We start from the raw sequence: 22071 nt of genomic DNA, 5'->3' as shown, positions 1-22071 counted from the left end.
GCTCCTTTGGACGGTGCTCATCCTTGTGTCAGGGCGGCGGCCGCTGCCCCGCAGGGCCTAGAGGTGGGTCAGCTGAGGATACCGCGGCGAGAGGCCGTCGCCGGAGGACTTCCCGGTGACCCGCCGCATCACCCAGGGTCCGGCGAATTCCCGGACCCAGCGCGCGTTGGCGGCGAGCGCCTCGGAGCGGCTGAGTTCCGGGACCGGGGCCATGGGCGGCACGTCGATGGAATGCTCATGGGCCAAGACGTCGAGGACCCGCCGGGCCATGGTGGCGTGCCCGGCCGGGGACATGTGCATCCGGTCCGTGGCCCACATGCCCCAGTCGTAGTATTCGCTGAAGCGCCAGTAGTCCACCAGCAGTGCCCCGTGGTCGCCAGCGATGCCGCGGACCAGTTCGTTGTAGATGGCGGTGCGGCCACGCATGGTGCTGAAGACCTTGGACCCGCGGGCGTCGAAGCCGGTGAACATCACCACGGTGGCGCCGGTGGCGGTCAACTTGGCGACGGCCTCGTTGTACTCCACGAGCAGCCCGTCAATGTCGATGGTGGGCCGGAGGATGTCGTTAGCGCCGGCGTAGATGGTCACCAGCGTGGGGTTGAGCGCGACGGCGGCATCCACCTGTTCGGCCAGGATCTGCCGCAGTTTCCGGCCGCGGATGGCCAGGTTGGCGTAGCCGAAGCCCGGGTCCGCGGCGCCGAGCTGCTCGGCGACCCGGTCGGCCCAACCGCGCACCCCGTTGGGGCGGGACGGATCGTCGTCGCCGACGCCTTCGGTAAAGGAGTCTCCGAGGGCCACATACCGGGTGCTGAAATCCATGCAGACAGTCTGTCACCCGTTGCCGGAAGCAACCAAGGAGGCGCGAAGGCCTACCCGGCCTCGACGGGTCCGTTCTCACGCAGGATCCAGTGGCAAGGGTCCAGCCGGGCCACCACCTTCTCGCCGATCCGGGCGAGGGCGGCGACGTCGTCGGGGTCCAGGGCGTCGAGGAACAACTCGCGCACCGCCTCCACGTGGGCGGGGGCGAGCCCCACCAAGGTTTCCAGCCCGGCGTCGGTCAGGTGCGCCGTGGTGACGCGGGCATCCCCCGGGTGGGGCTGGCGTTCCACCCATCCCCGGTTCTGCAGCTTGGTGACCACGTGCGAGAGCCGGGACAGCGAGGCGCTGGTGCGGGCGGCGAGTTCGCTCATCGGCAGGTAGCGGCCCTCCGCCTCGGACAGCATGGCCAGGACGTTGTAGTCAAAGAGGGAGAGCTTTCCGGCCGAGTGCAGCTGGGTGTCCAGCGCGGCCGGCAGCAGGGTGTTGATGCTCAGCTGTGCCAGCCAGGCACGGCGTTCCTCGGCGTTGAGCCAGCGCGGATCGGTCATGGCTCCATTCTAGGAGCCGCGAAGCTTGACGGTTCAACCCTCCATGGTTTTCTATCCCTGCCGGGTCGCCCGGACAGGCGGTACGCTGACGCTATGTACGTCGTGTCGCTCACCTACAAGGTCCCCGAAGAGATCGTCGATTTCCACCTGCCCGCGCACGTCCAGTGGCTGCAGGACGCCTTCGACCGGGGCGTCTTCATGGTGGCCGGGCGGAAGATTCCCCGGACCGGTGGGCTGCTGCTCTCCAATGCCGAGCGCGGGGACCTGGACGCGGCGCTGCTCGCGGACCCGTTCTATGTCAACGGCGTGGCCGACTACGACGTCGAGGAGTTCCACGCCAGCCGGGTGGCCCCCGGCTTCGAGAACCTGCTGGACGGCTAGGCCGGAGCGTCAGGCCAGCAGCTTCTTCAGCCCGCCCTTCTCGGGCACCCGCACCGGCTGCGGCCAGCGCGGGGTGAGCTGGTCCCCCAGGGTGACGCCGCGCAGCTTCCGGCCGAACAGCGGCAGCACCCAGTCGTGCACCCAGCGCCGCTGCCGCCGTTCCCAGTCGCGGAACCCCAGCGGGGCAGGCGGTTCCCATTCCTTGGGGCTGATGCTGTGCGGTACGCCCAGATGGTCCAGGACCTGCGCGGCGAGGTACTTGTGGCCGGCCTTGGACATGTGGAGCCGGTCGCTATCCCACATCCTGGGGTCCTGAAACGCCTCGAAGGCCCAGTAGTCCACCAGCACGGCTCCGTACCAGTCGGCCAGTTCCCGGACCCGGCGGTTGTAGAGGGTGTTGCGGCGCTTGAAGGGTTCGAGTAGCACGGAGACCTTGACATCGAAGCCGGTGAAGAGCACCACGGTGGCCTCCGAGGCGGTGAGCCGGGCGACCAGGACCTCGTAGTCGTCCATCAGGTCCTCGATGTCGGTGCCGAGGTCCAGCAGGTCGTTGCCGCCGGCGTACAGGGTCACAAGGGAGGGCTTCATCGCCAGCGCCGGTTCCAGCTGCTCGGCGATGATCTGCCGGAGGCGCTTGCTGCGGATGGCGAGGTTGGCGTATTCCCAGCCTGGGTCCGCCTTCGCCAGCCTCTCGGCCACCCGGTCCGCCCAACCCCGGACGCCATTGGGCAGGTGCTTGCTGCGGTCCCCGACGCCCTCGGTGAAGGAATCGCCGAGGGCGACGTAAACCCGCCGCCCGTCCGGGCCCGGATGCAAGAGGTTCACGGCCATGCCGCCACGGTAGCGCCGCCGGCCAACCAGCCGGTGCCGGGAGGGTGAACTGCGGGCGGCGGCTTGGCACCGGGATGGTGCCGCCCGCTCTCCCTCACCCTGCCTAGAGCTCCGCCCGGCCCCGCCGCCAGTACCCCATGAACGCGACGTTGACCCGGTCGATCCCCGCCTCGCGGACCAGATAGCGCCGCAGCTCCCGAACGGTGCCCGCCTCGCCCGCGATCCAGGCGTAGAACGGGCTGGCCGGGACACTTTCCGGGGTCTCCCACAAGAGGTCCGCGTCTTCCGTCACCGCTTCCGTCTCCGGGGCGGCCGTCCCCGTCAGGGCGCCGGCGCCATCCGGGCGGGAGATGATGTCCCGGACGGCGTCCCGGAGCAGTTCGCCGTGCGGCCGGCCTCCGTCGGAAGGTTTCCCCGCGGCCGCGGTGCGGCGCGGGAGCCAGGTGACGGCGACGTCGGCCTCCGTGGTGATGTGCCGGATGTCGCCGGCGTCGGGGACCTCCAGGACGGCGTCGCCGCTCAGGTGCGGGGGCAGGCTCTCGAGGATCGCGCAGATTGCCGGGACCGCAGTCTCGTCCCCGGCCAGCAGGATCCGCCGGGCGGCGCCGGGCCGCCACTCGATGCCGGCGTAGGTATCCTCCAGCACGCAGTGTGCGGCGCGGCTGTTCGGGCCGATCAGGGTGACGCGGTCCCCGGGCCGGGTCTGCCGGGCCCACGTGGCACCCGGGCCTTCGGCGTCCGCTCCGCTGCCGTCCATTCCGGCGCCCCCGTGAGCGTGCAGCACGATGTCGACGTCGATCTCGGGGTAGACGGCGTCCAGCCGGGCCCGCCGGACGGTGTAGGTGCGCATGGTCCCGCGGACGTCCGGGTCCATGGCCAGCCATTGGCGGTACCAGCCGGGTTCCTCGACCCGGAAGGCCGGGAGGGGCATCGCGGTTCCGTCCGCCGCCCACGACGGGAGCACCAGCTTCACCCGGAGGTCCAGGGTGGGGCCGTGGACGCCGAAGTCGCGCAGCGCGTAGCCGCCGAGGGTGATCCGCCGGAAGCTGGGGCTGAGGTCCCGCACGGCGGAGACGGTGACGTCGAAGGCGCGGGACATCGGCTGCTCGGCGAGCGCTTCGGGGACCGGGTGCCGCGCCGTACGCTGGGCGGTCACGGGATCGCCACCATCACGTCGCCGCCGGCCGGGGCGGGTGCGGTGTGGTGGCGCCCGAGTGGCAACACCAGGGGCGTCCCGGATACCGGATCCGGCATGACGCGGCATTCCAGGCCGAACACCTCCCGAATCAACTTCTCTGTGACCACCGCCGCGGGCACGCCCTCGGCCACGATCCGCCCCGCCTTGAGGGCGATGAGGTGGTCCGCGTACCGTGCGGCCAGGTTCAGGTCGTGCAGCACGACCACCACCGTGGTGCCGTGGCGTCGGTTCAGGTCGGTCAGCAGGTCCAGCACCTCCACCTGATGCGCGAGGTCCAGGTAGGTGGTGGGTTCGTCCAGCAGCAGCAGCCCGGTCTCCTGTGCCAGGGCCATGGCAATCCAGACCCGCTGCCGCTGGCCGCCGGAGAGTTCGTCGACGTCGCGTCCGGCAAGGTGCGCGGTGTCCGTGGCCGCCAGCGCCCGGTCTACGGCCTCTTCGTCGTCCCGGCTCCACCCGCCGAAGGCGCCGCGGTGGGGATAGCGGCCACGGCCGACGAGGTCCCGGACGAGGAGTCCGGCGGGGGCGGAGGGATGCTGCGGGAGCAGACCCATCTGCCGGGCGAGGTCCCGGGCCGGACGGGACCGGATGTTCTGGCCGTCGAGGGTGACCGCGCCGCCCGCGGGCTTAAGCAACCGGGACAGGCCGCGGAGCAGGGTGGACTTGCCGCAGGCGTTGGCGCCCACAATCATGGTCACCTTCCCGGGCGGAATCGTGCAGCTGAGGCCGGCCACCACCGGCGTGGTTCCGTAGTCGAGGGTGAGATCCTGTGCGGCGAGTTCTGCCATCTCAGGTGTCCTTTCGGTTGGCGGTGGCCAGCAGCCACAGCAGGAAGGGCGCGCCCAGCGCCCCGGTCACGACCCCCACGGGGAGGACGGTTCCGGCCAGGAGCAGCGGGGCGACGTTCGCGGCGAGGAAGTCGGCGGAGAGGACGATCAGCATCCCGGTCGGGGCCGCGGCGGGCAGGCTGGTCCGGCGGGTCAGGCGGCGGGAAATTGGGCCGGCGAGGAAGGCGACGAAGGCCACCGGGCCGGCCGCCGCCGTCGCGCAGGCCGCGAGGCCGACGCCAGCCGCCACGACGCCCAACCGGGTGGCGCCGACCCGCACGCCGAGCCCCGCGGCGGCGTCGTCGCCGAGTTCGACCATCCGCAGGGGCCGCGCCAGGGCGGCGGCCGCCGGGATCAGCACCAGCAGGGCCGCGGCCAGAACCCCCGCCCGTTCCCATCCCGCGGAGTTCAGCGAGCCGCTGAGCCAGACCAGGGCATCCGCGGCGGTCCGGATGTCGGAGCGGGTCATGAGGAAACTGACCACCGCCTGCAGCGCCGCGGCGATTCCGACGCCGGCCAGGATCAGCCGCCCGCCGGCCGCCCCGCTCCCGCCGGTACCGCGGCGGGAGATCGCGTAGATCAGGAGGGCGACGGCGAGGGCGCCCGCGAGCGCGGCCCCGGACACGGCGGCGCCGGAGGCCCCGAAGACCACGATGGCCGTGACCGCCGCGGCGCTCGCCCCGTAGCTGATGCCGATGATGTCCGGGCTGGCTAGCGGGTTCCGCAGCAAAGTCTGGAACAGCGCCCCCGAGAGGCCGAAGGCGGCGCCGACCATGGCGCCCGTGACCGCCCGCGGCAGCTTCAGCTCCATCACCATGAAACTCACCGTCGGGATCCTGGGGGCACCGCTGAAGTGCGCGGCCAAAACCCTCCACAGGTCCGGAACGGTGACGGTGTAGCTGCCCAGCAGGACCGCCGCCGTGAACATCCCGCCGGCGGCGAATGCCAGCAGCACCGCCGGGCGGGACGGCCGCAGGGGCAGCAGCCGGGCGCTCACAGCGCGGCCCCCTTGCTCCTGCGGACCAGCCAGACGAAGACGGGGGCGCCCACCAGGGCGGTCATGATCCCGGCGGGCACCTCACCCGGAAGCAGGACCACGCGGCCGGCCAGGTCCGCGAGCAGCAGCAGGCACGGACCCAGCACCAGGGACAGCGGCAGGATCCAACGGTAATCCGGGCCGGAGAGGAGCCGGACCGCGTGCGGCACCACCAGGCCCACGAAGCCGATCGGGCCGGCCAGCGCCGTCGCCGTCCCACAGAGCAGCACCACCCCGAACGCGGTGACCCCGCGGGAGAGCCCGACCCGCTGGCCAAGTCCGCGGGCCACGTCGTCCCCCAGGGCCAGGCCATTCAGGGCGCGCCCGGCACCCACCACCATCACGGCGCCCGCGGCCAGGAACGGCAGCCCGGCAAGCACCACGGACCAGTCCCGTCCGGCGAGTCCCCCCACCTGCCAGAACCGGAACCGGTCCAGGGTGTCCTGGCTGGAGATCAGGACCACGTTCATCAGCGAGAACAAGGCTGCGCTCAGGGCGGCACCGGCGAGGGCGAGCTTCACCGGGGTGGCGCCGCCCCGGCCCGCCGCGGCGATCAGGTAGACCACGACGGCGGCCGCCGCGGCCCCGGCGAACGCGAGCCAGAGGTACCCGGTCAGCGAGGTCACTCCCGCGAGGTGGATGCCGGCGACCACGGCCAGCGCCGCCCCCGCGTTGATGCCCAGGATGCCCGGGTCCGCCAGCGGGTTGCGGGCCACCCCCTGCATGGCGGCCCCGGCCAGGCCCAGCGCGCCGCCCGCCAGGAGTCCCAGCACCGTGCGCGGCACCCGGGCCTGCACCACGGCATGGTCCCCGTTGCCCGGGTCGAACCCGGTCAGGGCCGCGACGACGGTGCCCGGGCTGAGCTGCCGGGCCCCCACCGCCAGCGAGGCCGCGGACACCAGGACCAACGCGGCGACGGCGGCGAGCAGCCAGCCGGCGCGGACGCTCCGCCCCCGGGCCGAAGGCATGGGGCGCCCTACTTTGCCGCGGCGGCGTCCGCCGCGGCCGCGAGCTGGGGAAGGAAGCGGTCCAGCGCCCACGGCAGGCTCAGCGGGGAGGCCGCGGAGATGGAGAGCGTCAGGGTGTTGTCCGGGTCCGCGACCAGGGCACCTTTCCTGATCGCGGGGATCTGGCCGAGCAGGGGGTGCTGCTTGATCGAGTCCGCGGTCTTGGCGTCGGGGATCCAGGTGACGAAGAGGTCCGAGGCGAGCTCGTTGGCTTTTTCGGCGGACCAGGGGATGAAGAACTCCTTGGAATCCTTGGTGTTCGAGGCCACCACGGGGGCCAGGGTCATTCCCAGGCTGGAGAGGAACCGGGGACGGTTGTCGTTGGCGGTGTAGATGTTCACGCCGTCGCTCTTGGCCGGCTCCAGGTTGCCGTAGATGAAGGTCTTGCCGGCCAGCTGGGGGTAGGCGGCGGCCTTGTCCCTGACCGTGGCCTCGGTCTTCGCGACCAGGCTGGCGGCCTCGGCCTCCTTGCCCAAAGCCTTGCCGATCATGGCGGTGGAGTCCTGCCAGGCGGTTCCGTAGGCGACGCCGGGCTGCGCCACCACGGGGGCGATGTCGCTGAGCTTGCGGTAGTCCTCCTCGCTGAGGCCGGAGTAGGCGCCGAGGATCACGTCCGGGTTGAGCTTGGCGATTTCGGCGAAGTTGATGCCGTCAGCCTCCGAGTACTGCGTGGGGGCGGTGGCGGAGCCGGCTCCGGCGCCCAGCCGGTCCAGCGCGGCGTCCTTCCACGGCGTCGACGCCCGGCTGTTGCCGCCCCAGTCATTCTTCGGCAGGCCCACCGGCACGACGCCCAGGGCGAGGGCGACGTCGTCGTTGACCCAGGACACGGTGACCACGCGCCGCGGCTGGTGCTCCAGCGTCGTCTCACCGAAGGCGTGCTTGATGGTCACGGGGTACCCGGCGGTGGCGGTCGGGGCGGTCCCAGCCTCCTGCGCGCCGGCGGGGCCGGTGGAGCAGCCGGCCAGGCCTAGGCCGGCGACGACGGCGAGGGCGGCGGCGGCGAGTCCGCGCCGGGAGAAGGAGCGCGGGCTCAGGAGGGGGCCGGCGGAGCGGGTGGGAGGCGTAGCGAGCGGGGACGTCACGATGATCCTTAGGTAGGTGATGCAAACCTAAGTAAGGCTAACCTATCCTCATGCTGATTACGCAAGCTTTGAGTGACGTAATTGCCTCGGGCACCTCGCCTGCCCGCGAAGGGCGGACTGGACACCGGGTTCCGCGTTTGCGAGGATGGCGGGGCCGGGCATCGGAAACCGGCGCCGGAAGGTCAGAAACCACCTCCGGATGCGACGAGGGAAAGTGGGCGGACATCATGGCGATGACTCCAGCGGCAGTCAGCGGGGTGGCCGTTGCGGCCTGCATCGCGCCCGCGCCGTCGCCGGCCTTCTCCACCATGTACGGATCCGCAGCGGCCTAACGCCGCCGCGCCTCCCCACCGGAATCGCAGGCCGGCAGCTGCCTGCCCCCTCCCCCCGCGCGTCCAACGCGCCGGACGGAGCTCTCCGATCCCGAAAGACCTTCCCATGTACGAAATCACCGCTGCCCGCATCCGCTCCTCCTTCATCAACGCCAGCCGCTCCGAAGCCGCCAAGCTGACCCTGCCCAGGAACTTCGACAGCCTGGACTGGGATAGCCTCGACTTCCTCGGCTGGCGCGACGGGAAGATGCCGCTGCGCGGCTACCTAATGCTTCCCGGCGCCAACGGGCCCGTCGGCATCATGCTCCGCGCCCCCGAGGGCGGTGCCAAGAAAAACCGCGCGGTGCTGTGCGAACTGTGCCGCGACATCCATTCCAAGGACGACGTGCTGCTCTGGGTGGCCAAGCGGGCCGGCCAGTCGGGGCGCAACGGCAACACCGTGGGCACCTTGATCTGTGCGGACTTCGGCTGCTGTCGCAACGTGCGAGTGGCGCCGCCGGTCAACGACATCAACCCGGACCCGGAGGCGGCCGTCGCCCGCCAGGTCGAGGGCCTGATTGCCCGCACCGCGCAGTTCATGGACCGCGTCCGCGGAGCCTGACGGCCCCGTCGCGTCCTGCGCGCCCGGGCTCCTTGAGCTGCCCGGGCGCGCCGGCGTCAGCGCAGGATGATGTCCACCGGGTTCGCCTCGGACCGCCAGGCCCCGCCGTCGGCGGCGTCGGGGGCGATCACCGGGGCCGTCAGCACGCCGGAACGGTTGGTGCGCTTGTCCCGGAGGATCTCGGTCACCGAACCTAGGTGCCGGGACAGGTCGATCACATTCTCCGGGGCGGCCAGCAGCAGCTGGAACCCGAATTCGTGCAGCGCCTTGATGCCGGCGCCGGCGAATTCCTCGGAGGCCAGGACGAACGCCTCGTCCATCATGACCGTGCCGTAGGTGGTGAAGCCCTGCTCGGCGATGCCCAGCTGGTAGCTCAGCGCGGCCGCCATGATGAACGCGGTGAAGCGCTGCCGCTCGCCGCCGGACATGGAGCCGGTGTCCGCGTGCATGAAGACCTCGGTCTTCTTAGCGCCCTTCGCCGCGCCTGACTTCACCGCGCCGGACTTGTCAGCGCGGGCGGCCACCTCGCGGTGTTCCTTGCACTGGATGAACAGGTGCCCGCGGACGTCCAGCACCTCGGCGCGCCAGCGGCGGTCTTCCGGACTCTGCGAGCCGAGCCGCTTCACGAGGGTTTCCAGCGACTTGTACCGGGTGGTGAGTTCGACGTCGTCGTCCGCCGACGTGGGCGCACCAGCGGTCTTTCCGGGCCTGGCGTGCCGGACCTTGAGGGCGTTCTGGATGGCGTCCTTGAACTGCTTGGCCGTGGCCGGCAGGGTCTGCTTGATGTCCAGCTCCAGGTAACTGCCCTCGTGGAAGTTCACCTGGGACAGGATGCCGTTCAGTGGCAGGATCCGGCTGGTGATGGAGCGCCGTTCCTCGTCCAGCAGGTGCAGCAGCGTGGAGAAGGATTCGTGCGTGCGCTGGTTGAAGAACTGCCGGAATTCGGCCTCCTGGGCGGGCAGGCCGTCGCTGACGATCGCGTGGTAGCGGGCCTCGAACTCGCCCGCGGCGCCGATGGACGTGCCGTGGTCGGCGGAGATGGCCGTGCCCCACTCCCGGACGAAGCCCTCAAAGATGCGGGTGAGCCGCTCGGCGGTGGCCTGGCCGCGGGACTCTGCGGCGTGCAGTTCGGCCAGCAACCGGGTCCGCACCTGGTTGGCCAGCAGGTCCAGTTCGTGCATTTCCAGCACGTCGCCGAAGCCGCTGAAGTACTCCGCCAGGGCCGCGGCGGCCTCCGGGGAGGGCGGCTGTTCGGCGAGCCGGCGCCGGGCCGCGTCCAGCAGTGAGTCGGCGGTGGTCAGCTGCGCGTCCAGGGCCTTGTATTCGCTCTGCAGCACGGCGGCGGATTCGGTGCTGGATTGGTGCCGCTGGCGGGCCGTCTCCACCGTGGCCCGCAGCGGTTCCAGGTCCGCCTGGGCGGCGAGGGCGTCCTTGAGCCGCTGTTCGATCCGGGCCAGTTCCTCGGCGGCGACCGCCGCGGACACCTGTTCCCAGGGCCGGTGGTCCTCGGCGACGCGCCGCAGCGCCTCGAGCTGCCGGGTCATGCCCTGGTGCGATTCCTCGCGGTCCTGGGCAAGCTCCGCGGCCCGCGCCAGTTCCCGTTCCAGCTCCTCCACCTGGGCCGCCACCAGGTCCAGCTTGGCGGCGTTGTCGAACCCCAGGACGTAGTCCTGCCGTCCGGTGAACCGGTCATCCTTTTCGACGGTGTGGCGGTTGCGCTTGACCACGCCGCCCAGGCTGAGGCCCTTGTCCAGGCCGGCGAGCTCGTCCGGGTTCTCCACGCAGGGGTAGGCGAAGTCCAGGGCAATCCGCTCCCGGATCCACTGCCCGGCCTCGGCAATCGCGCTGCCCTCGGGCCCGGCGGAGAGGATGTCCAGCTTGCCCAGCAGGTCGCCGTCGGACGCCTCCGCCACGGCCAGCGCGCCGCCCGCGAGCGGCTTGGAGATGTCGACTGCCCGGAGCGCACCGCGGACCGTGTGGTCGTTGAGGTAGCGGGTGACGGCGGCGAAGTGCTCGCCCGGCACCAGGAGCGTCGTGGCGAGGCTCCGCAGGGCGCGTTCGGCGGCCGGGCGCCAGCGTTCCTGGCCCTCCGCGAGGTCGATCAGCTCCCCACCGAACGGCATTTGCTCCTCCGGGACCCCGGTGGCGGCGGCGATGGCGGTGCGGTTCTCGATGCTCGACGGCGGCAGGAGGGACTTGCGGGTCTTGAGTGAGACGAGTTCCTGCTGGGCCGCGGCGAGTTCACGCTTGCGCGCCGCGTGGCTGTCGAACGCCTCGAAGCGCAGTTCCTTCAGCGCCTCGGAGTCGTCCTTGAGTTCGGCCGAGCGCGCGGCGGCGTGCTCGTGGGCCTGCTCCCAGCCGGCGGCGGTCCAGTCGAGCTCCAGGCCGGCGTCGCTGAGGGCCTTCCGGGCGGAGGCCTCCACTTCCTCGCGGAGTTTCAGGCCCACCCGGGCGTTTTCCAGCGACTGTTCGATCGCGGAGATCGCGTTGCCGCCCTGGTTGTTGTACTCGGCCTCGAGCTGGCGCAGTTCCTTGGCCAGCCCGTCCCGGACGGTCCGCTCGGCGGCCAGGTCCTTGGCCTTCGCCTGGGCCAGGTCCTTGAACCGGGCCAGGGTCTTCTCGTGCACGGCGACGGCGAGCTGTTGCCGGTAGGCCTCGAATTCCTCGCCGGCCAGCTCCCGCAGCCGGTTCGCGTCCAGCAGCGACTGGGCGTACTCCTTGTTCAGGCCGGGGACCGGGGCCAGCTGGTCGCGCTGCTGCCGGACGTCCTCGAGCCGCTGCCGGATGGACATCAGGTTGCTGAACTCCTCGACGACGTCGTCCGCGGCGGCCAGGGTGGCCGGGGCGTCCAGCACCTGGTCGCGGAAGAACGTGTTCACGCTGCCGCCCAGGCCCTTGCCAGCCTGGATGACGCGCAGCAGCGGCAGCGCCTGGTCCGAGTTGATCCCCAGCAGGCGGCGGAACCGCTCCGCGAAGGCCTTGTGCACGTCGAAGATCTGGGCGTCCGGGAAGATGGCATCCAGCGTGGACTTGGTGAACCGCTTCTCCGCGATCCCCTCAACCTTGGCCAGGTCCAGCGGCTTGTTGTCGATCAGGTAGAACCGGCCCACACTGGATTCGGTGCCGTTCTTGGGCAGGTCGAAGAGCGCCGAGATGGTGACCCGGGTCCCGGCGGCGTTGTCGAACGTCAGCGCGACGGCGGACCAGGTGGCGCCGGGGCGTTGGTAGGCGCTGGCCGAGCCCTCGCCGACGGCCTTGTCCCCCACCTTGCCGCGCATGTACGTGAACGTGGTCCGCTTGTCCTCCACGGCCCCGCCGGCCCGCTGCGCCGCAGCCTCATTGGACCGCGGCCGGGCATCGAAGACGCGCAGCATCGCGTCGAACAGCGTGGACTTGCCGACGCCGGAGTTGCCCGTCAGCAGCGTGCCGTTGCGGTCCACGTGCATCGTATGCGCGCCATGGAATGTACCCCAATTGACCACCTGCACCAGGGCCAGGCGCATCTGCCCCGGGTTCGTCAGCTCGCCCATCGGCAGCATGGTTGCAATGCTCATTCGGCGGCCTCCGCTTCCATGGTGGAGCTGAGTGACGCCGACGGCGATGCCGCCCCCGCCCCTTCGCCGGACGGCTCTGCTGCAAGCAGCAGGCCGTCCGGCTCCGACAGGCCCGATGCCACTCCCGGGGCGGCATCGCCGTCGTCTATGGCGTCGTCACCATCCGGAGCAGCGTCCCCATCGAGTTCGAGGAGGGGTTCGGTGCCGGTGGGGTCGGTGCCGGCGGCGATCAGGGCTTCGATGTGCGCCGGGATGTCGCCGATGTTCTCGAAGGGCAGGGCCAGCGGGAGGGCGTTGGAGATGGTGTACACGTCGTCGAGGCCGGTGCCCAACAGCAACTGGCGGGCCAGGAGCTTGGCGATGGCGCGGTTGACGACGTCGGCGTCGCGCAGGGCGTCCTGCTGGCCGGCGGGCTGGTAGTGGGCCACGAGGTCGGCGATTTCCTCCCGCGTGATGGTCGGGTCCGTCTGGGCGGTGACGTGCCGGTCCAGCAGCAGCCGCAGCCGGAGCAGCACGATCGTCTCGACCCGGCTGAGGGCCCGCTGCTGGCGCAGGATGCTGGAGCGGGCGCTGCCGCCGATGGCCTCCGGGTCCACCGGACGCAGGACGGCGACCTTGCGCTCGTGGTCCAGCTGCAGGGTCAGGAACAGCTCGGAGAGCCGGCTGCGCAGGATCAGCTGGTTGTCCAGCAGCGTGGTCCAGAGTTTCTCGTCCCGGCCGCCGTCGATGTAGGGGCCCTTAAGCAGCTTCACCAGCGCCTGCCGCACCTTCATCGGCAGCACCCCGGTGTCGCCGGGGAAGAGGGCCGCGCCGTCGACGAAGGTGTCGCGGGGAGTCACCGTGAACGGGTCCGCGTGCGCCCGGGTTGCGGCCGTTTCGGCCCCGGCGTCGGGCATGTCCTGCGGCGATTCGGTCATCTTCAGTCCTCTTTAAGCGTGACGACGGGGAGGTAGGCGGTGCGGGTGGACCCGTCGATTTGTTCGAAGTCCAGCGGCTGCCAACCGCCGCGGTCGAATCCGGCGCCCTGGTGCAGCGCGTGGGAGAGCAGCGCCCGGATGGAGTTGATGTGGCGTTCGTCGGCGGGGAGCTGCTCCCAGGCTTCGGCGAGGGTGGCCGCCCCGGCGACGGCGCCGCGGATGGCGGCCGGGTTGGCCTTGCCGGTGCGCGGCGAGCGCGCCCGGTCCGAGTCGCTGAAGGCGATCGGGTCCGCCAGCTTGGGCGGGGCCGCGAACTCGTCCGGGTCGAAGAGCTTGATCATGGCCAGCGACTCGAAGCCCGCGTTGTAGAGCACCGGCCCGCGGACCAGGCCGGGCCGCTCGCGCTCGTACGGCAGCGAGCGGATCGCCTGCTCGGCCTCCCGCAGCACCTTCCGCAGCCGCACCGACTGGCGGTAGTCGTCGCTCTGCACGTAGGTGTTCAGGCTCTCGCTGAGCTTGCCGTAGATCCGCTGGATCTGGCTGTGCTGGCTGCGGAGCTCGGCGACGAGGTTCTTCAGCGTCTCCCGTTCCTCCTGGCTGAGGTCGTCGGCGAACTGGCGGCTGAGCACCTCGCCGATCGCGGAACGGAACCGCAGCTGCTGCTGGGGGTCCTCCAGGAAGGCGGTAAAGGACCGGAACGTCCTGCCCTCCGGACTCTGCCGGAGCCGCTTGTCCGCCTCCAGGACCTGGGCCATCGTGGCGCCCTTGCTGAGCGACTCCTCGATGATCTGGTTGCGGAGTTCGCCCACCAGTTCCTCGATCCGGTCACGCATCTTCTTGTAGTCGGCGGGCAGGCTCGCCGCGAGGTCCAGGATGTTGCCCGCGGCCTCGACGGCTTCCTCGTCGTCGAGCAGGCCGTCGAATTCCCCGGAGCTGATGACCTCGATCAGCTGACGCCGCTCGCCGATCTCTTCCTGAAGCGCCTCCAGCCGGGCGCTCTGGTCCGGGTTGGTTTCGTTGGCCAGCTTCTCGACGTCGCCCAGCAACGTGCCCAGGCGGGATCCGTTGAGGGTGGAGCGTTCGCTGGAGAGGCTGTCCAGGAACGCCAGCACGCGGGCCGCCGGTTCGGTGACCTCGTAGACAATCTGGCCCGACTGGTTGCGGCGGGTGAGGAAGTTCTTCCGAGTCCATTCGTCGCCGAAGGCCTTGCCGTTCGCCGACCCGCCGAGGCCCGGCTCCTGGCGGCGGAGCTGCTCGAGGAAGGCGTCGACGTCGGCGTGGAACTGTTCCAGCGGCAGCTGCGGCCGGGTGCGGGTGAAGGAGGCCTGCAGGACCGCGATCACCCAGGGGGCGGAGCGGGTCAGCGCCCACGCGGGTCCCTTGGTCAGCAGTTCCAGCTCGCGCAGCCGGGCGCTGATGGCGTCCGCGGAGGACAGGGCGGATCCGGGCACGCAACTCTCCTCTCGCTGCCGGGGGACGGCAGCGACGCAAAACTGCCAGCTACAAGGTTAACGCAGGCAACGCCGGCGCCGACCTCGCTGCTCCGCACCGAATACGCGACCCCCGTTGCTCATGTTTCTGGTGGGGCTCCTGCGATCTGTTCGTGACCTACCACCGGGTAGCGTCTCGATCCCGTATCAAGAGAGGCCGACGCACCCCGGGACTCTGGAACGGGCCCCCTCCCCCGCCCTACGCTCGGGCTACTGATTCAGCCGAAGCGCCGTTGCAGGAGGAAGAATGCAGTTCGATGCGAGCCTGTTTGATCTGACCACGGTGGAAACCGGGACCCTGGTGTTCGGCGGGACGCTGCTCTTCGCCGCACTCCTGGCCCTGTTCATCATGACGGCGGCGACGGTGGCCCTGGCACTGCTGGGGGTCGGCAAGCTGGCCTGGTTCCTCGTCATCCGGACCCTGGTGGGCATGGTCTCCGGCATCAATACGGCGTGGGAGCACCTGGTCCACCAGGCGGGCCAGGTGGAACTGCCCGGCGACTTCCCGGGCGAACTGATCGGGCACTCGTCCCCTAGCACCGGCACCTACCCGCGAGTAGTCTTGCGGGACAGCTGAAGGGTCCTCCACCCGCGGCGGATCCAGGGCTTGAGCCGGCCAGTCCGGTGAGGGGAGATGCCCAGTGAGCTCCGCCGTCGACAACCCAGCCGCCCCTGATCCGGGGCCGGACACCGGACACCCCGCCGTCGAGGCCCCGCCGGCCGACGAACTGGGGGCCGGCGCCACCGCGGACACCGCCCGCGCCGTCGCCGAGGCCGCCCGGGACACCAGCTGGGACCGGCCCAGCTTCGCGAAGGGCCTCTACCTTGGCAGCTTCGACCCGGGCCTGATCCATCCCTGGCCGCTGGCACCGGCTGACGACGTCGAACGCGGCGAGGCGTTCATGGAGCGGCTCACGGTCTACTGCCGCACCATGTCCGGCCGGGTGATCGAGCGGGAGGCGAAAATCCCGGACGAATACATCAAAGGCTTGGCGGACCTGGGCGCGTTCGGCATGAAGATCCCCCGCGAGTACGGCGGCCTGGGCCTCACGCTGGTCTACTACGGCCGCGCGCTGGCCCTGCTGGGCTCGGTGCATCCGAGCCTGGGGGCGCTGCTCTCCGCCCACCAGTCGATCGGCGTACCCGAACCGGTCAAGGTCTTCGGCACAGCGGAGCAGAAGCGCGAGTACCTGCCCCGGTGCGCGGCCGGCGCGATCACCGCGTTCCTGCTCACCGAGCCCGACGTCGGCAGCGACCCCGCGCGGATGGGCAGCACCGCCGTGCCCTCGGACGACGGCTCCTCCTACCTGCTGGACGGGGTGAAGCTGTGGACCACCAATGGGGTGATTGCCGAGCTGGTGGTGGTCATGGCCGTGGTGCCGCCGCGCACGGACCCGGACGGCACCGCGCACCGGGGCGGCATCAGCGCGTTCGTGGTGGAGATGGACTCTCCCGGCATCACGGTGGAGAACCGCAACGCGTTCATGGGCCTGCGGGGCATCGAGAACGGCGTCACCCGCTTCCACCGGGTTCGGGTGCCCGCCGCCAACCGGCTGGGACGGGAGGGCCAGGGCCTCAAGATCGCCCTGACCACGCTGAATACCGGCCGTTTGAGCATCCCGGCCCTCTGTGTGGCGTCGGGTCGCTGGAGCCTCAAGATCGCGCGGGAATGGTCCAACGCCCGCACCCAGTGGGGCCGCCCGGTGGGCCGGCACGAGGCGGTGGGAAAGAAGATCGCCTTCATCGCGGCGAGCGCCTTCGCCCTGGATGCGGTCTTCGAACTGTGCGCCGAGCTGGCCGACGCCGGGCAGAAAGACGTCCGGATCGAGGCGGCGCTGGCGAAGCTCTGGTCTACGGAGATCAGCTGCCGGATCGCGGACGAGCTGGTGCAGATCCGAGGCGGCCGCGGCTTCGAGACGGCGGACTCCCTGCAGGCACGCGGTGAGCGGGCGGTGCCGGCCGAGCAACAGCTGCGGGATATGCGGATCAACCGGATCTTCGAGGGATCCTCGGAAATCATGCGGCTGCTGATCGCGCGGGAGGCCGTGGACGCGCACCTGGCCGCCGCGGGCGCGCTGGCCACCGCGGACGCCAGCCTGCCGGACAAGGCCCGGGCCGCCGTCGGCGCCTCCGGGTTCTACGCCCGCTGGCTGCCGAAACTGCTCGCCGGCAACGGCATGGACCCGCGGTCCTACGGCGAATTCGGCCGGCTGGCACGGCACCTTCGGTACGTCGAGCGCGCCTCACGGAAGCTGGCGCGGCAGACCTTCTACGGGATGGGCCGCTGGCAGGCGGGGCTGGAGCACAAGCAGGCGTTCCTAGGCCGGATCGTGGACATCGGCGCCGAGCTGTTCGCCATCTCCGCCTGCTGCTCCCGGGCCGAGATGCTGCTGCGCACCGCGCCGGAGCGCGGGGCCTCCGCCTACGAACTGGCCGACGCCTACTGCGCGCAGGCCCGGGTGCGGGTCGAGGAATACTTCGACCAGCTCTGGCGGAACACCGACGACGGCGACCGCGGCCTGACGGCGAGGGTGCTGGCCGGCGACTACGAGTGGCTGGAGGCCGGGGTGCTGGATCAGTCGGAGGGCACCGGCCCCTGGATCGCCGACGCCTCCCCACGCGAGTCGAGGGCGGAAAACCTGCATCGGAGCTACCACTGACCTGCGGCGACGTCCGCGTTCCCTAATAATAAGCAACCTTGCTATTAGGTGTGTTTGCGTGGTTAGGTATGGCAAGACCTGATGACGGTCGAAGCATTGCCGTGCCCGGCCGGAACAGCCGGCACGGGTTCCCCAATGAAAGCGAGCAGCCATCATGAGCAGCACAGCAGGCCCCGAAGACCGCACCCCCCGCCGCGAGAGCACGGCGGACATCGAACCGGGCCACGACGCCCGGATCCACGACGCCCGGCAGGACACCGCCGAGCCCGTCCGCCCCGCCGGGACCGAGACCGTCCGGCCCGCCGAAGAGCACGCCGGCCACCACGCCGAGCACCGCGCGGAGACTCCCGCCGCGGCCGCAGCCGAGACGCGCGCCGAGAACCGTGAACTCCGGGCGGAAGACAGGGCTGGCCACTCCACCGAGACCCGCGCCATGCCCGCCGCCGCCGGCGCCGCAACGGGTGCCGCCGCCGCAACGGCCGCCCGGGACCACCACGACAACCGGCCCATCCACGGCTCGCGCGACCCCCGCCAGGACGGCCTGGACCGCCCCGACCGACTGGACCGGGAGACCGTCGTCGAGGAGGTCCCCACCCGCGAAACGGTCGTGGCCCGTGAAAAGGAACAGTTCGGCGGCATCAAGGTCGGCTCCGCCTTCTTCGGCTGGCTCGCCGCCACCGGCATGGCCGTGATCCTGACCGCACTGGTGGCCGCCGCCGGCACCGCCGTCGGCCTCGCCACCAACACCAACGTGAACGATGCCGTGAACCAGGCCTCCGGCAACCAGACCGTGGGCCTCGCCGGGATCATCACCCTTCTGGTGATCCTGTTCCTGTCGTACTACTGCGGCGGCTACGTGGCCGGCCGGATGGCGCGTTTCAACGGCGCGCGGCAGGGGCTCATGGTGTGGATCTGGGCGCTGATCGCCGCCGTCGTCGTCGCCATCCTGGCCATGACCGCCGGCCAGAAGTTCGACGTCCTGGCCAACCTGAACAGCTTCCCGCGCATCCCGGTCAACGAGGGCGACCTCACCACCACCAGCGTGATCGCCGCCGTCGTGGTGGCCGTCGTGGCCCTGGTCGGCGCCATGCTGGGCGGCCTCGCGGGCATGCGCTTCCACCGCAAGGTGGACCGCGCGGGCTTCACCCCGGTGGAAACGGTCGTGGAGCGCTAGCTCCAGCCCCCTTCGGGGAACGGCACCGCTAGCGGCCTTCGACGCCGTCGAGGTAGTACCAGCGCCGGTCCAGCCGGCGGAACCGGCTGGTCTCGCGCTGGACGCCGCGCTCCCCGCCCACCCGGTAATGGGCCGCGAACTCGACCGTTCCCTCGCTGTCCAGGGGACCGCCGCGGTGGGTTGCGAGGATGTCCAGCCGCCGCCACTGGATCTCCGGATCCAGGTCCAGCTCCGCCGGCCGGGTCTCCGGGTGCCAGGTGCGGAGCAGGTAGTCCGGATCCAGGACCACGAACGCGCTGTACCGGGACCGCATCAGCTGCTCGGCGGTCGGTGCCTCCGCTTCCCCGCGGTGGTACCGGCCGCAGCACTGCCCGTACTGCTCACCGGAGAGGCACGGGCACCGGCCCTCGAACCCTGACTGCTGCACGTGATTCCCTTTCCTCGCCCGATCCCTCGTGGTCCGGAGCTGACACCGACTATATGCCGCTGCCGCGCCACCGAGGGACCGAAAGTATCGGCTTGGACACATCCTGGGTCCGCCGACGTTTCCCGGCGCGTCGGCGGCCGATTCTCCGTAAGGTTAACGGTGGCCGGGAACGGCCCGCAGCAGGCTTGGAAGGGAGAGGCGACGTGGAAGACCCGACGACCACCGCCATGAATCTGACCTACGCCGGCACCCTCGTGATCGGCGTCGTCATGTTCGTCGGCGTCGCGGGGGCCTTCGTCATCACCCTCCTGCTCGCCGGCCTCGGCAGGCTCATCGCCACGCTGGGCATGGCCCTCTTCGGGCGCCGCGCAGGCGCGCCCGCTTTTCAGAAACCTGCAACGAAAATCAGCCCGAAACTGAAGCCGGCCCGCAAGGAACCACAGATTTCCCCGGAATGGGCGGCCGCCGTCGAACGCGCCGATGCCCGGGCCCGAGCACGGGCCGAGGCGGCCGCGGCACCCGAGGTCACCGTCTCCGTCCGCGAGCTCCCCGCCGCCGGCCACCCGGAGCGCAAGGCCAGCTGAGCCCTTACCGGGCCCGGGTATCTGGGCTACGTTGGGACCCATGGAATTCAGATACCTCGGCCACAGCGGCTTCAAGATCTCGGAAATCACCTTCGGCAACTGGCTCACCCACGGCTCGCAGGTGGAAAACGACGTCGCCACCCAGTGCGTGCGGGCGGCGCTCGACGCCGGAATCAGCACCTTCGACACGGCCGACGTCTACGCCAACACGGCCGCCGAGACCGTCCTCGGCGAGGCGCTCAAGGGCGAGCGGCGCGAATCCCTGGAGATCTTCACCAAGGTCTTCGGCCCCACAGGTCCCAAGGGCCACAACGACCTGGGGCTGTCCCGCAAGCACATCATGGAGTCCATCAACGGCTCCCTGTCCCGGCTGCAGACCGACTACGTCGACCTCTACCAGGCCCACCGGTACGACTTCGAGACCCCGCTGGAAGAGACCATGCAGGCCTTCGCCGACATCGTCCGGCAGGGCAAGGCGCTCTACATCGGCGTGAGCGAATGGACCGCGCAGCAGATCCGCGACGGTCACGCCCTCGCCAAGGAACTGGGCTTCCAGCTGATCTCCAACCAGCCGCAGTACTCCATGCTGTGGCGGGTCATCGAGGCCGAGGTCGTCCCCACGTCCGAGGAGCTCGGCCTGTCCCAGATCGTCTGGTCCCCCATGGCCCAGGGCGTGCTCAGCGGCAAGTACCACCCGGGCAAGCCCGCGCCGGAGGGCAGCCGCGCCACCGATTCCAAGGGTGGCGCGCGGATGATCGAGCGCTGGATGTCCGACGAGGTCCTCACCGGCGTGCAGCAACTCAAGCCCATCGCCGACGAGGCCGGGCTGACCATGGCGCAGCTGAGCATCGCCTGGGTGCTGCAGAACAAGAACGTCGCCTCCGCCATCATGGGCGCTTCCCGCCCCGAACAGATCGAGAAGAACGTCGCTGCGGCCGGCGTGAAGCTGGACCAGGGCATCATGGACAAGATCGATGCGGCCATCGGTTCGCTGGCCGAGCGCGATCCGGCGCAGACCAAGTCCCCGGCGTCGCGCGAGGCCTGACGCAGGACTGCACGAGCCCTTTCGGGGGTGGCGCGGCGGGGACGGCACGACCCGGGGCTGGCGCGCCGGGCCGCCTTGCGGTGGCGGGAGCGTGTTTCGGTTAGGCTCTGCACAACCGACACGATCCCGCCACGCAGGCGGCGGGCCACTCCTTGGGGGAGCCAATGAAAAACCTCTTCGATTTTTCCTTCACCCGGTTCGTCGCGCCGTCGATCGCCAGGATCGTCTACATCCTGATCATGATCGCCCTCGGCGTGATGTACCTCTTCTTCGTCATCTCGGCCTTCGCCAGCCGGAACCCCGTCCTCGGGGTGCTGGTGCTGTTGGTGATCGGCCCGCTGATCGTGATCATCTACCTGGCCCTGGCCCGGATCGGGCTCGAGTCCCTGGTGGCCGGCATCCGGACCGCGGAGAACACCGCGGAACTGATCCGGATGCAGGGCGGCACCCCTCCGGGCGCCCACCTGGGCCCGCAGCAGCACGGCCCGGTGGGTCCGCAGTCCTGGGAGACCCACGGCGGCCAGTACCCGGCACCGCAGCAACCCCAGCAGTACCCGGCACCGCAGCAGCCCCAGCAGTACCCGGGCTCCGGGCAGCCTCCCGCCCCGCCGGCACAGTAACCCGGCGGACGCGGCCCGGCGCGGCAGCCGCGCGGCAGTACAGGCCTAGCGGCCCCGGCGCAGGTGTTCGGCGTTGAGGGCTTCCAGTTCGCTGTCCGTCAGGTCGTCGAAGCTCCGCGCCTCGCGCTTGTCCGTGCGGGAGAACCGCATGAACATCAGGATGATCAGTGGCAGGTCCACGGCCTCGCAGATGAACCAGAGCGCGTCCCCGGCCAGTTGCTGGTCCCGGAGCGCGTCGGGGAACCAGCCGGGGCCGGCCTGCCGCGCCGTCATCAGGTCCAGAACCTGGCCGTTCAGCCGGAGCAGGATGCCGGGGACGGCGTCCACCAGCAACTCGATGAAGACGAAGACGAACTCCAGCGTGATGAAGGCACTGGAGCGGTGGAAGTCGGCCTCCTCGATGATGGGCAGCGCCATCAGCAGGCCCAACAGCGGGATGACCACGGTCAGCAGGGCCTCCGCCAGCGGGTTGGCCCGCAGCACATAGAACGCCGGGGTCAGGAACGTCGAGAAGAGCGCCAGGCCCAGCAGCGGGGCCACCAGGGAATTGCTGACGAAGCGGACCAGGCGGTGGCCCAGCACGAAGTCCAGGCGTCCGGCGCCGCGCTCAGACAAGGCGGCGCGAGCCAGTCCGATGGGTTTTCCGAGGCCGATCAGGAGTGGGACGACGAAGAGCAGCAGCGTGATCTTGACCGTAAACGCCCACCGCAGCCCGGCGCTGTAGACGCCCGTGAATCCGCAGGTCAGCAGCAGGAATGAGCCGAGGCCCAGGAGATAGAAGGCGATCGTGCGCCAGAGCGGCCAGCTGCCTCCCTTTGCCGCCGCGGCCCGAAGTCCCAGGCCGTAGAGGGTGCCGGCGATCAGCGCGAGGACCAGCGCGGTCCAGTCGACCTGCCAAGCGGAAATAACGACGTCGAGAGGTGGCACGCGCCCACCTTACG

General features: G+C 70.6%; 21 protein-coding genes. 8 read left to right on the top strand and 13 right to left on the bottom strand.

Annotated elements, in window-relative coordinates; all coding sequences use genetic code 11:
- Positions 1 to 57: 57 nt before the first annotated feature.
- On the bottom strand, positions 58 to 819 hold the full coding sequence (locus QWJ39_RS08365) for an SGNH/GDSL hydrolase family protein (RefSeq protein ID WP_290257279.1): 762 nt from the start codon (positions 817 to 819) through the stop codon (positions 58 to 60).
- A 50-nt stretch (positions 820 to 869) separates the two neighbouring features.
- A complete protein-coding gene (locus tag QWJ39_RS08360) occupies positions 870 to 1367 on the bottom strand; it encodes a MarR family transcriptional regulator (protein WP_290257278.1) in 498 nt (165 codons plus the stop codon).
- Positions 1368 to 1460: 93 nt separating this feature from the next.
- Here QWJ39_RS08360 and QWJ39_RS08355 point away from each other — a divergent pair, with 93 nt between their 5' ends.
- Positions 1461 to 1748, top strand: a complete 288-nt coding sequence (locus tag QWJ39_RS08355) for a YciI family protein (RefSeq protein ID WP_290257277.1) — start codon at positions 1461 to 1463, stop codon at positions 1746 to 1748.
- 9 nt (positions 1749 to 1757) lie between these two features.
- Here the strand turns inward: QWJ39_RS08355 and QWJ39_RS08350 are convergent, their stop codons facing one another.
- From QWJ39_RS08350 to QWJ39_RS08325, 6 genes are all read right to left on the bottom strand, one after another.
- Positions 1758 to 2579, bottom strand: a complete 822-nt coding sequence (locus tag QWJ39_RS08350) for an SGNH/GDSL hydrolase family protein (RefSeq protein WP_290257276.1) — start codon at positions 2577 to 2579, stop codon at positions 1758 to 1760.
- Positions 2580 to 2682: 103 nt separating this feature from the next.
- Positions 2683 to 3678, bottom strand: a complete 996-nt coding sequence (locus tag QWJ39_RS08345; RefSeq protein WP_290257324.1) for a siderophore-interacting protein — start codon at positions 3676 to 3678, stop codon at positions 2683 to 2685.
- A gap of 53 nt (positions 3679 to 3731) precedes the next feature.
- Positions 3732 to 4562 carry an ABC transporter ATP-binding protein gene (locus QWJ39_RS08340; RefSeq protein WP_290257275.1) on the bottom strand — a complete coding sequence of 277 codons (831 nt, stop codon included), beginning with the start codon at positions 4560 to 4562 and terminating at the stop codon, positions 3732 to 3734.
- A 1-nt stretch (position 4563) separates the two neighbouring features.
- Positions 4564 to 5529: an iron chelate uptake ABC transporter family permease subunit gene (locus tag QWJ39_RS08335; RefSeq protein WP_290257323.1), complete on the bottom strand. Its 966-nt coding sequence runs from the start codon at positions 5527 to 5529 to the stop codon at positions 4564 to 4566.
- Positions 5530 to 5594: 65 nt separating this feature from the next.
- Positions 5595 to 6605: an iron ABC transporter permease gene (locus QWJ39_RS08330; protein ID WP_290257274.1), complete on the bottom strand. Its 1011-nt coding sequence runs from the start codon at positions 6603 to 6605 to the stop codon at positions 5595 to 5597.
- Between the two features lie 8 nt (positions 6606 to 6613).
- Entirely contained in the window at positions 6614 to 7678 is a 1065-nt protein-coding gene (locus QWJ39_RS08325; protein ID WP_290257322.1) for an iron-siderophore ABC transporter substrate-binding protein, read from the bottom strand.
- A gap of 486 nt (positions 7679 to 8164) precedes the next feature.
- Here QWJ39_RS08325 and QWJ39_RS08320 point away from each other — a divergent pair, with 486 nt between their 5' ends.
- Positions 8165 to 8659, top strand: coding sequence for an FBP domain-containing protein (locus tag QWJ39_RS08320; protein ID WP_290257273.1), 495 nt, complete (start codon positions 8165 to 8167; stop codon positions 8657 to 8659).
- A gap of 56 nt (positions 8660 to 8715) precedes the next feature.
- On the opposite strand, the gene QWJ39_RS08315 is transcribed toward QWJ39_RS08320, so the two are convergent.
- From QWJ39_RS08315 to QWJ39_RS08305, 3 genes are read right to left on the bottom strand one after another with little or no spacing between them, the layout of a single operon-like run.
- On the bottom strand, positions 8716 to 12213 hold the full coding sequence (locus QWJ39_RS08315) for an ATP-binding protein (protein ID WP_290257272.1): 3498 nt from the start codon (positions 12211 to 12213) through the stop codon (positions 8716 to 8718).
- Positions 12210 to 13109: a DUF4194 domain-containing protein gene (locus QWJ39_RS08310; protein WP_290257321.1), complete on the bottom strand. Its 900-nt coding sequence runs from the start codon at positions 13107 to 13109 to the stop codon at positions 12210 to 12212. The genes QWJ39_RS08315 and QWJ39_RS08310 overlap by 4 nt, the downstream gene beginning before the upstream one ends.
- A gap of 23 nt (positions 13110 to 13132) precedes the next feature.
- Positions 13133 to 14581, bottom strand: a complete 1449-nt coding sequence (locus QWJ39_RS08305) for a DUF3375 family protein (protein ID WP_290257271.1) — start codon at positions 14579 to 14581, stop codon at positions 13133 to 13135.
- Positions 14582 to 14867: 286 nt separating this feature from the next.
- On the opposite strand from QWJ39_RS08305, the gene QWJ39_RS08300 reads away from it, so the two are divergent.
- From QWJ39_RS08300 to QWJ39_RS08290, 3 genes are all read left to right on the top strand, one after another.
- On the top strand, positions 14868 to 15197 hold the full coding sequence (locus tag QWJ39_RS08300; protein ID WP_290257270.1) for a hypothetical protein: 330 nt from the start codon (positions 14868 to 14870) through the stop codon (positions 15195 to 15197).
- 151 nt (positions 15198 to 15348) lie between these two features.
- Entirely contained in the window at positions 15349 to 17280 is a 1932-nt protein-coding gene (locus tag QWJ39_RS08295) for an acyl-CoA dehydrogenase family protein (RefSeq protein ID WP_290257320.1), read from the top strand.
- A gap of 433 nt (positions 17281 to 17713) precedes the next feature.
- A complete protein-coding gene (locus QWJ39_RS08290) occupies positions 17714 to 18454 on the top strand; it encodes a hypothetical protein (RefSeq protein WP_290257319.1) in 741 nt (246 codons plus the stop codon).
- A 28-nt stretch (positions 18455 to 18482) separates the two neighbouring features.
- On the opposite strand, the gene QWJ39_RS08285 is transcribed toward QWJ39_RS08290, so the two are convergent.
- Complete coding sequence (locus QWJ39_RS08285; RefSeq protein ID WP_290257269.1) at positions 18483 to 18881, bottom strand: YchJ family protein; 399 nt, start codon at positions 18879 to 18881, stop codon at positions 18483 to 18485.
- A gap of 203 nt (positions 18882 to 19084) precedes the next feature.
- Here QWJ39_RS08285 and QWJ39_RS08280 point away from each other — a divergent pair, with 203 nt between their 5' ends.
- The 3 genes from QWJ39_RS08280 (at position 19085) to QWJ39_RS08270 (ending at position 21130) form a co-directional block, all read left to right on the top strand.
- On the top strand, positions 19085 to 19465 hold the full coding sequence (locus QWJ39_RS08280; protein ID WP_290257268.1) for a hypothetical protein: 381 nt from the start codon (positions 19085 to 19087) through the stop codon (positions 19463 to 19465).
- Positions 19466 to 19505: 40 nt separating this feature from the next.
- A complete protein-coding gene (locus tag QWJ39_RS08275) occupies positions 19506 to 20510 on the top strand; it encodes an aldo/keto reductase family protein (protein WP_290257267.1) in 1005 nt (334 codons plus the stop codon).
- Positions 20511 to 20674: 164 nt separating this feature from the next.
- On the top strand, positions 20675 to 21130 hold the full coding sequence (locus QWJ39_RS08270; RefSeq protein WP_290257266.1) for a DUF4282 domain-containing protein: 456 nt from the start codon (positions 20675 to 20677) through the stop codon (positions 21128 to 21130).
- Positions 21131 to 21175: 45 nt separating this feature from the next.
- Here QWJ39_RS08270 and QWJ39_RS08265 read toward each other — a convergent pair whose 3' ends face one another.
- A complete protein-coding gene (locus tag QWJ39_RS08265) occupies positions 21176 to 22057 on the bottom strand; it encodes a cytochrome c oxidase assembly protein (protein WP_290257265.1) in 882 nt (293 codons plus the stop codon).
- Positions 22058 to 22071 lie beyond the last annotated feature (14 nt).

The sequence above is a fragment of the Arthrobacter sp. YD4 genome, assembly GCF_030410515.1.
GTDB lineage: Bacteria > Actinomycetota > Actinomycetes > Actinomycetales > Micrococcaceae > Arthrobacter.
The sequence above is the reverse complement of the archived record's forward strand: the minus strand, read 5'-3'. Positions and strand labels throughout refer to the sequence as shown.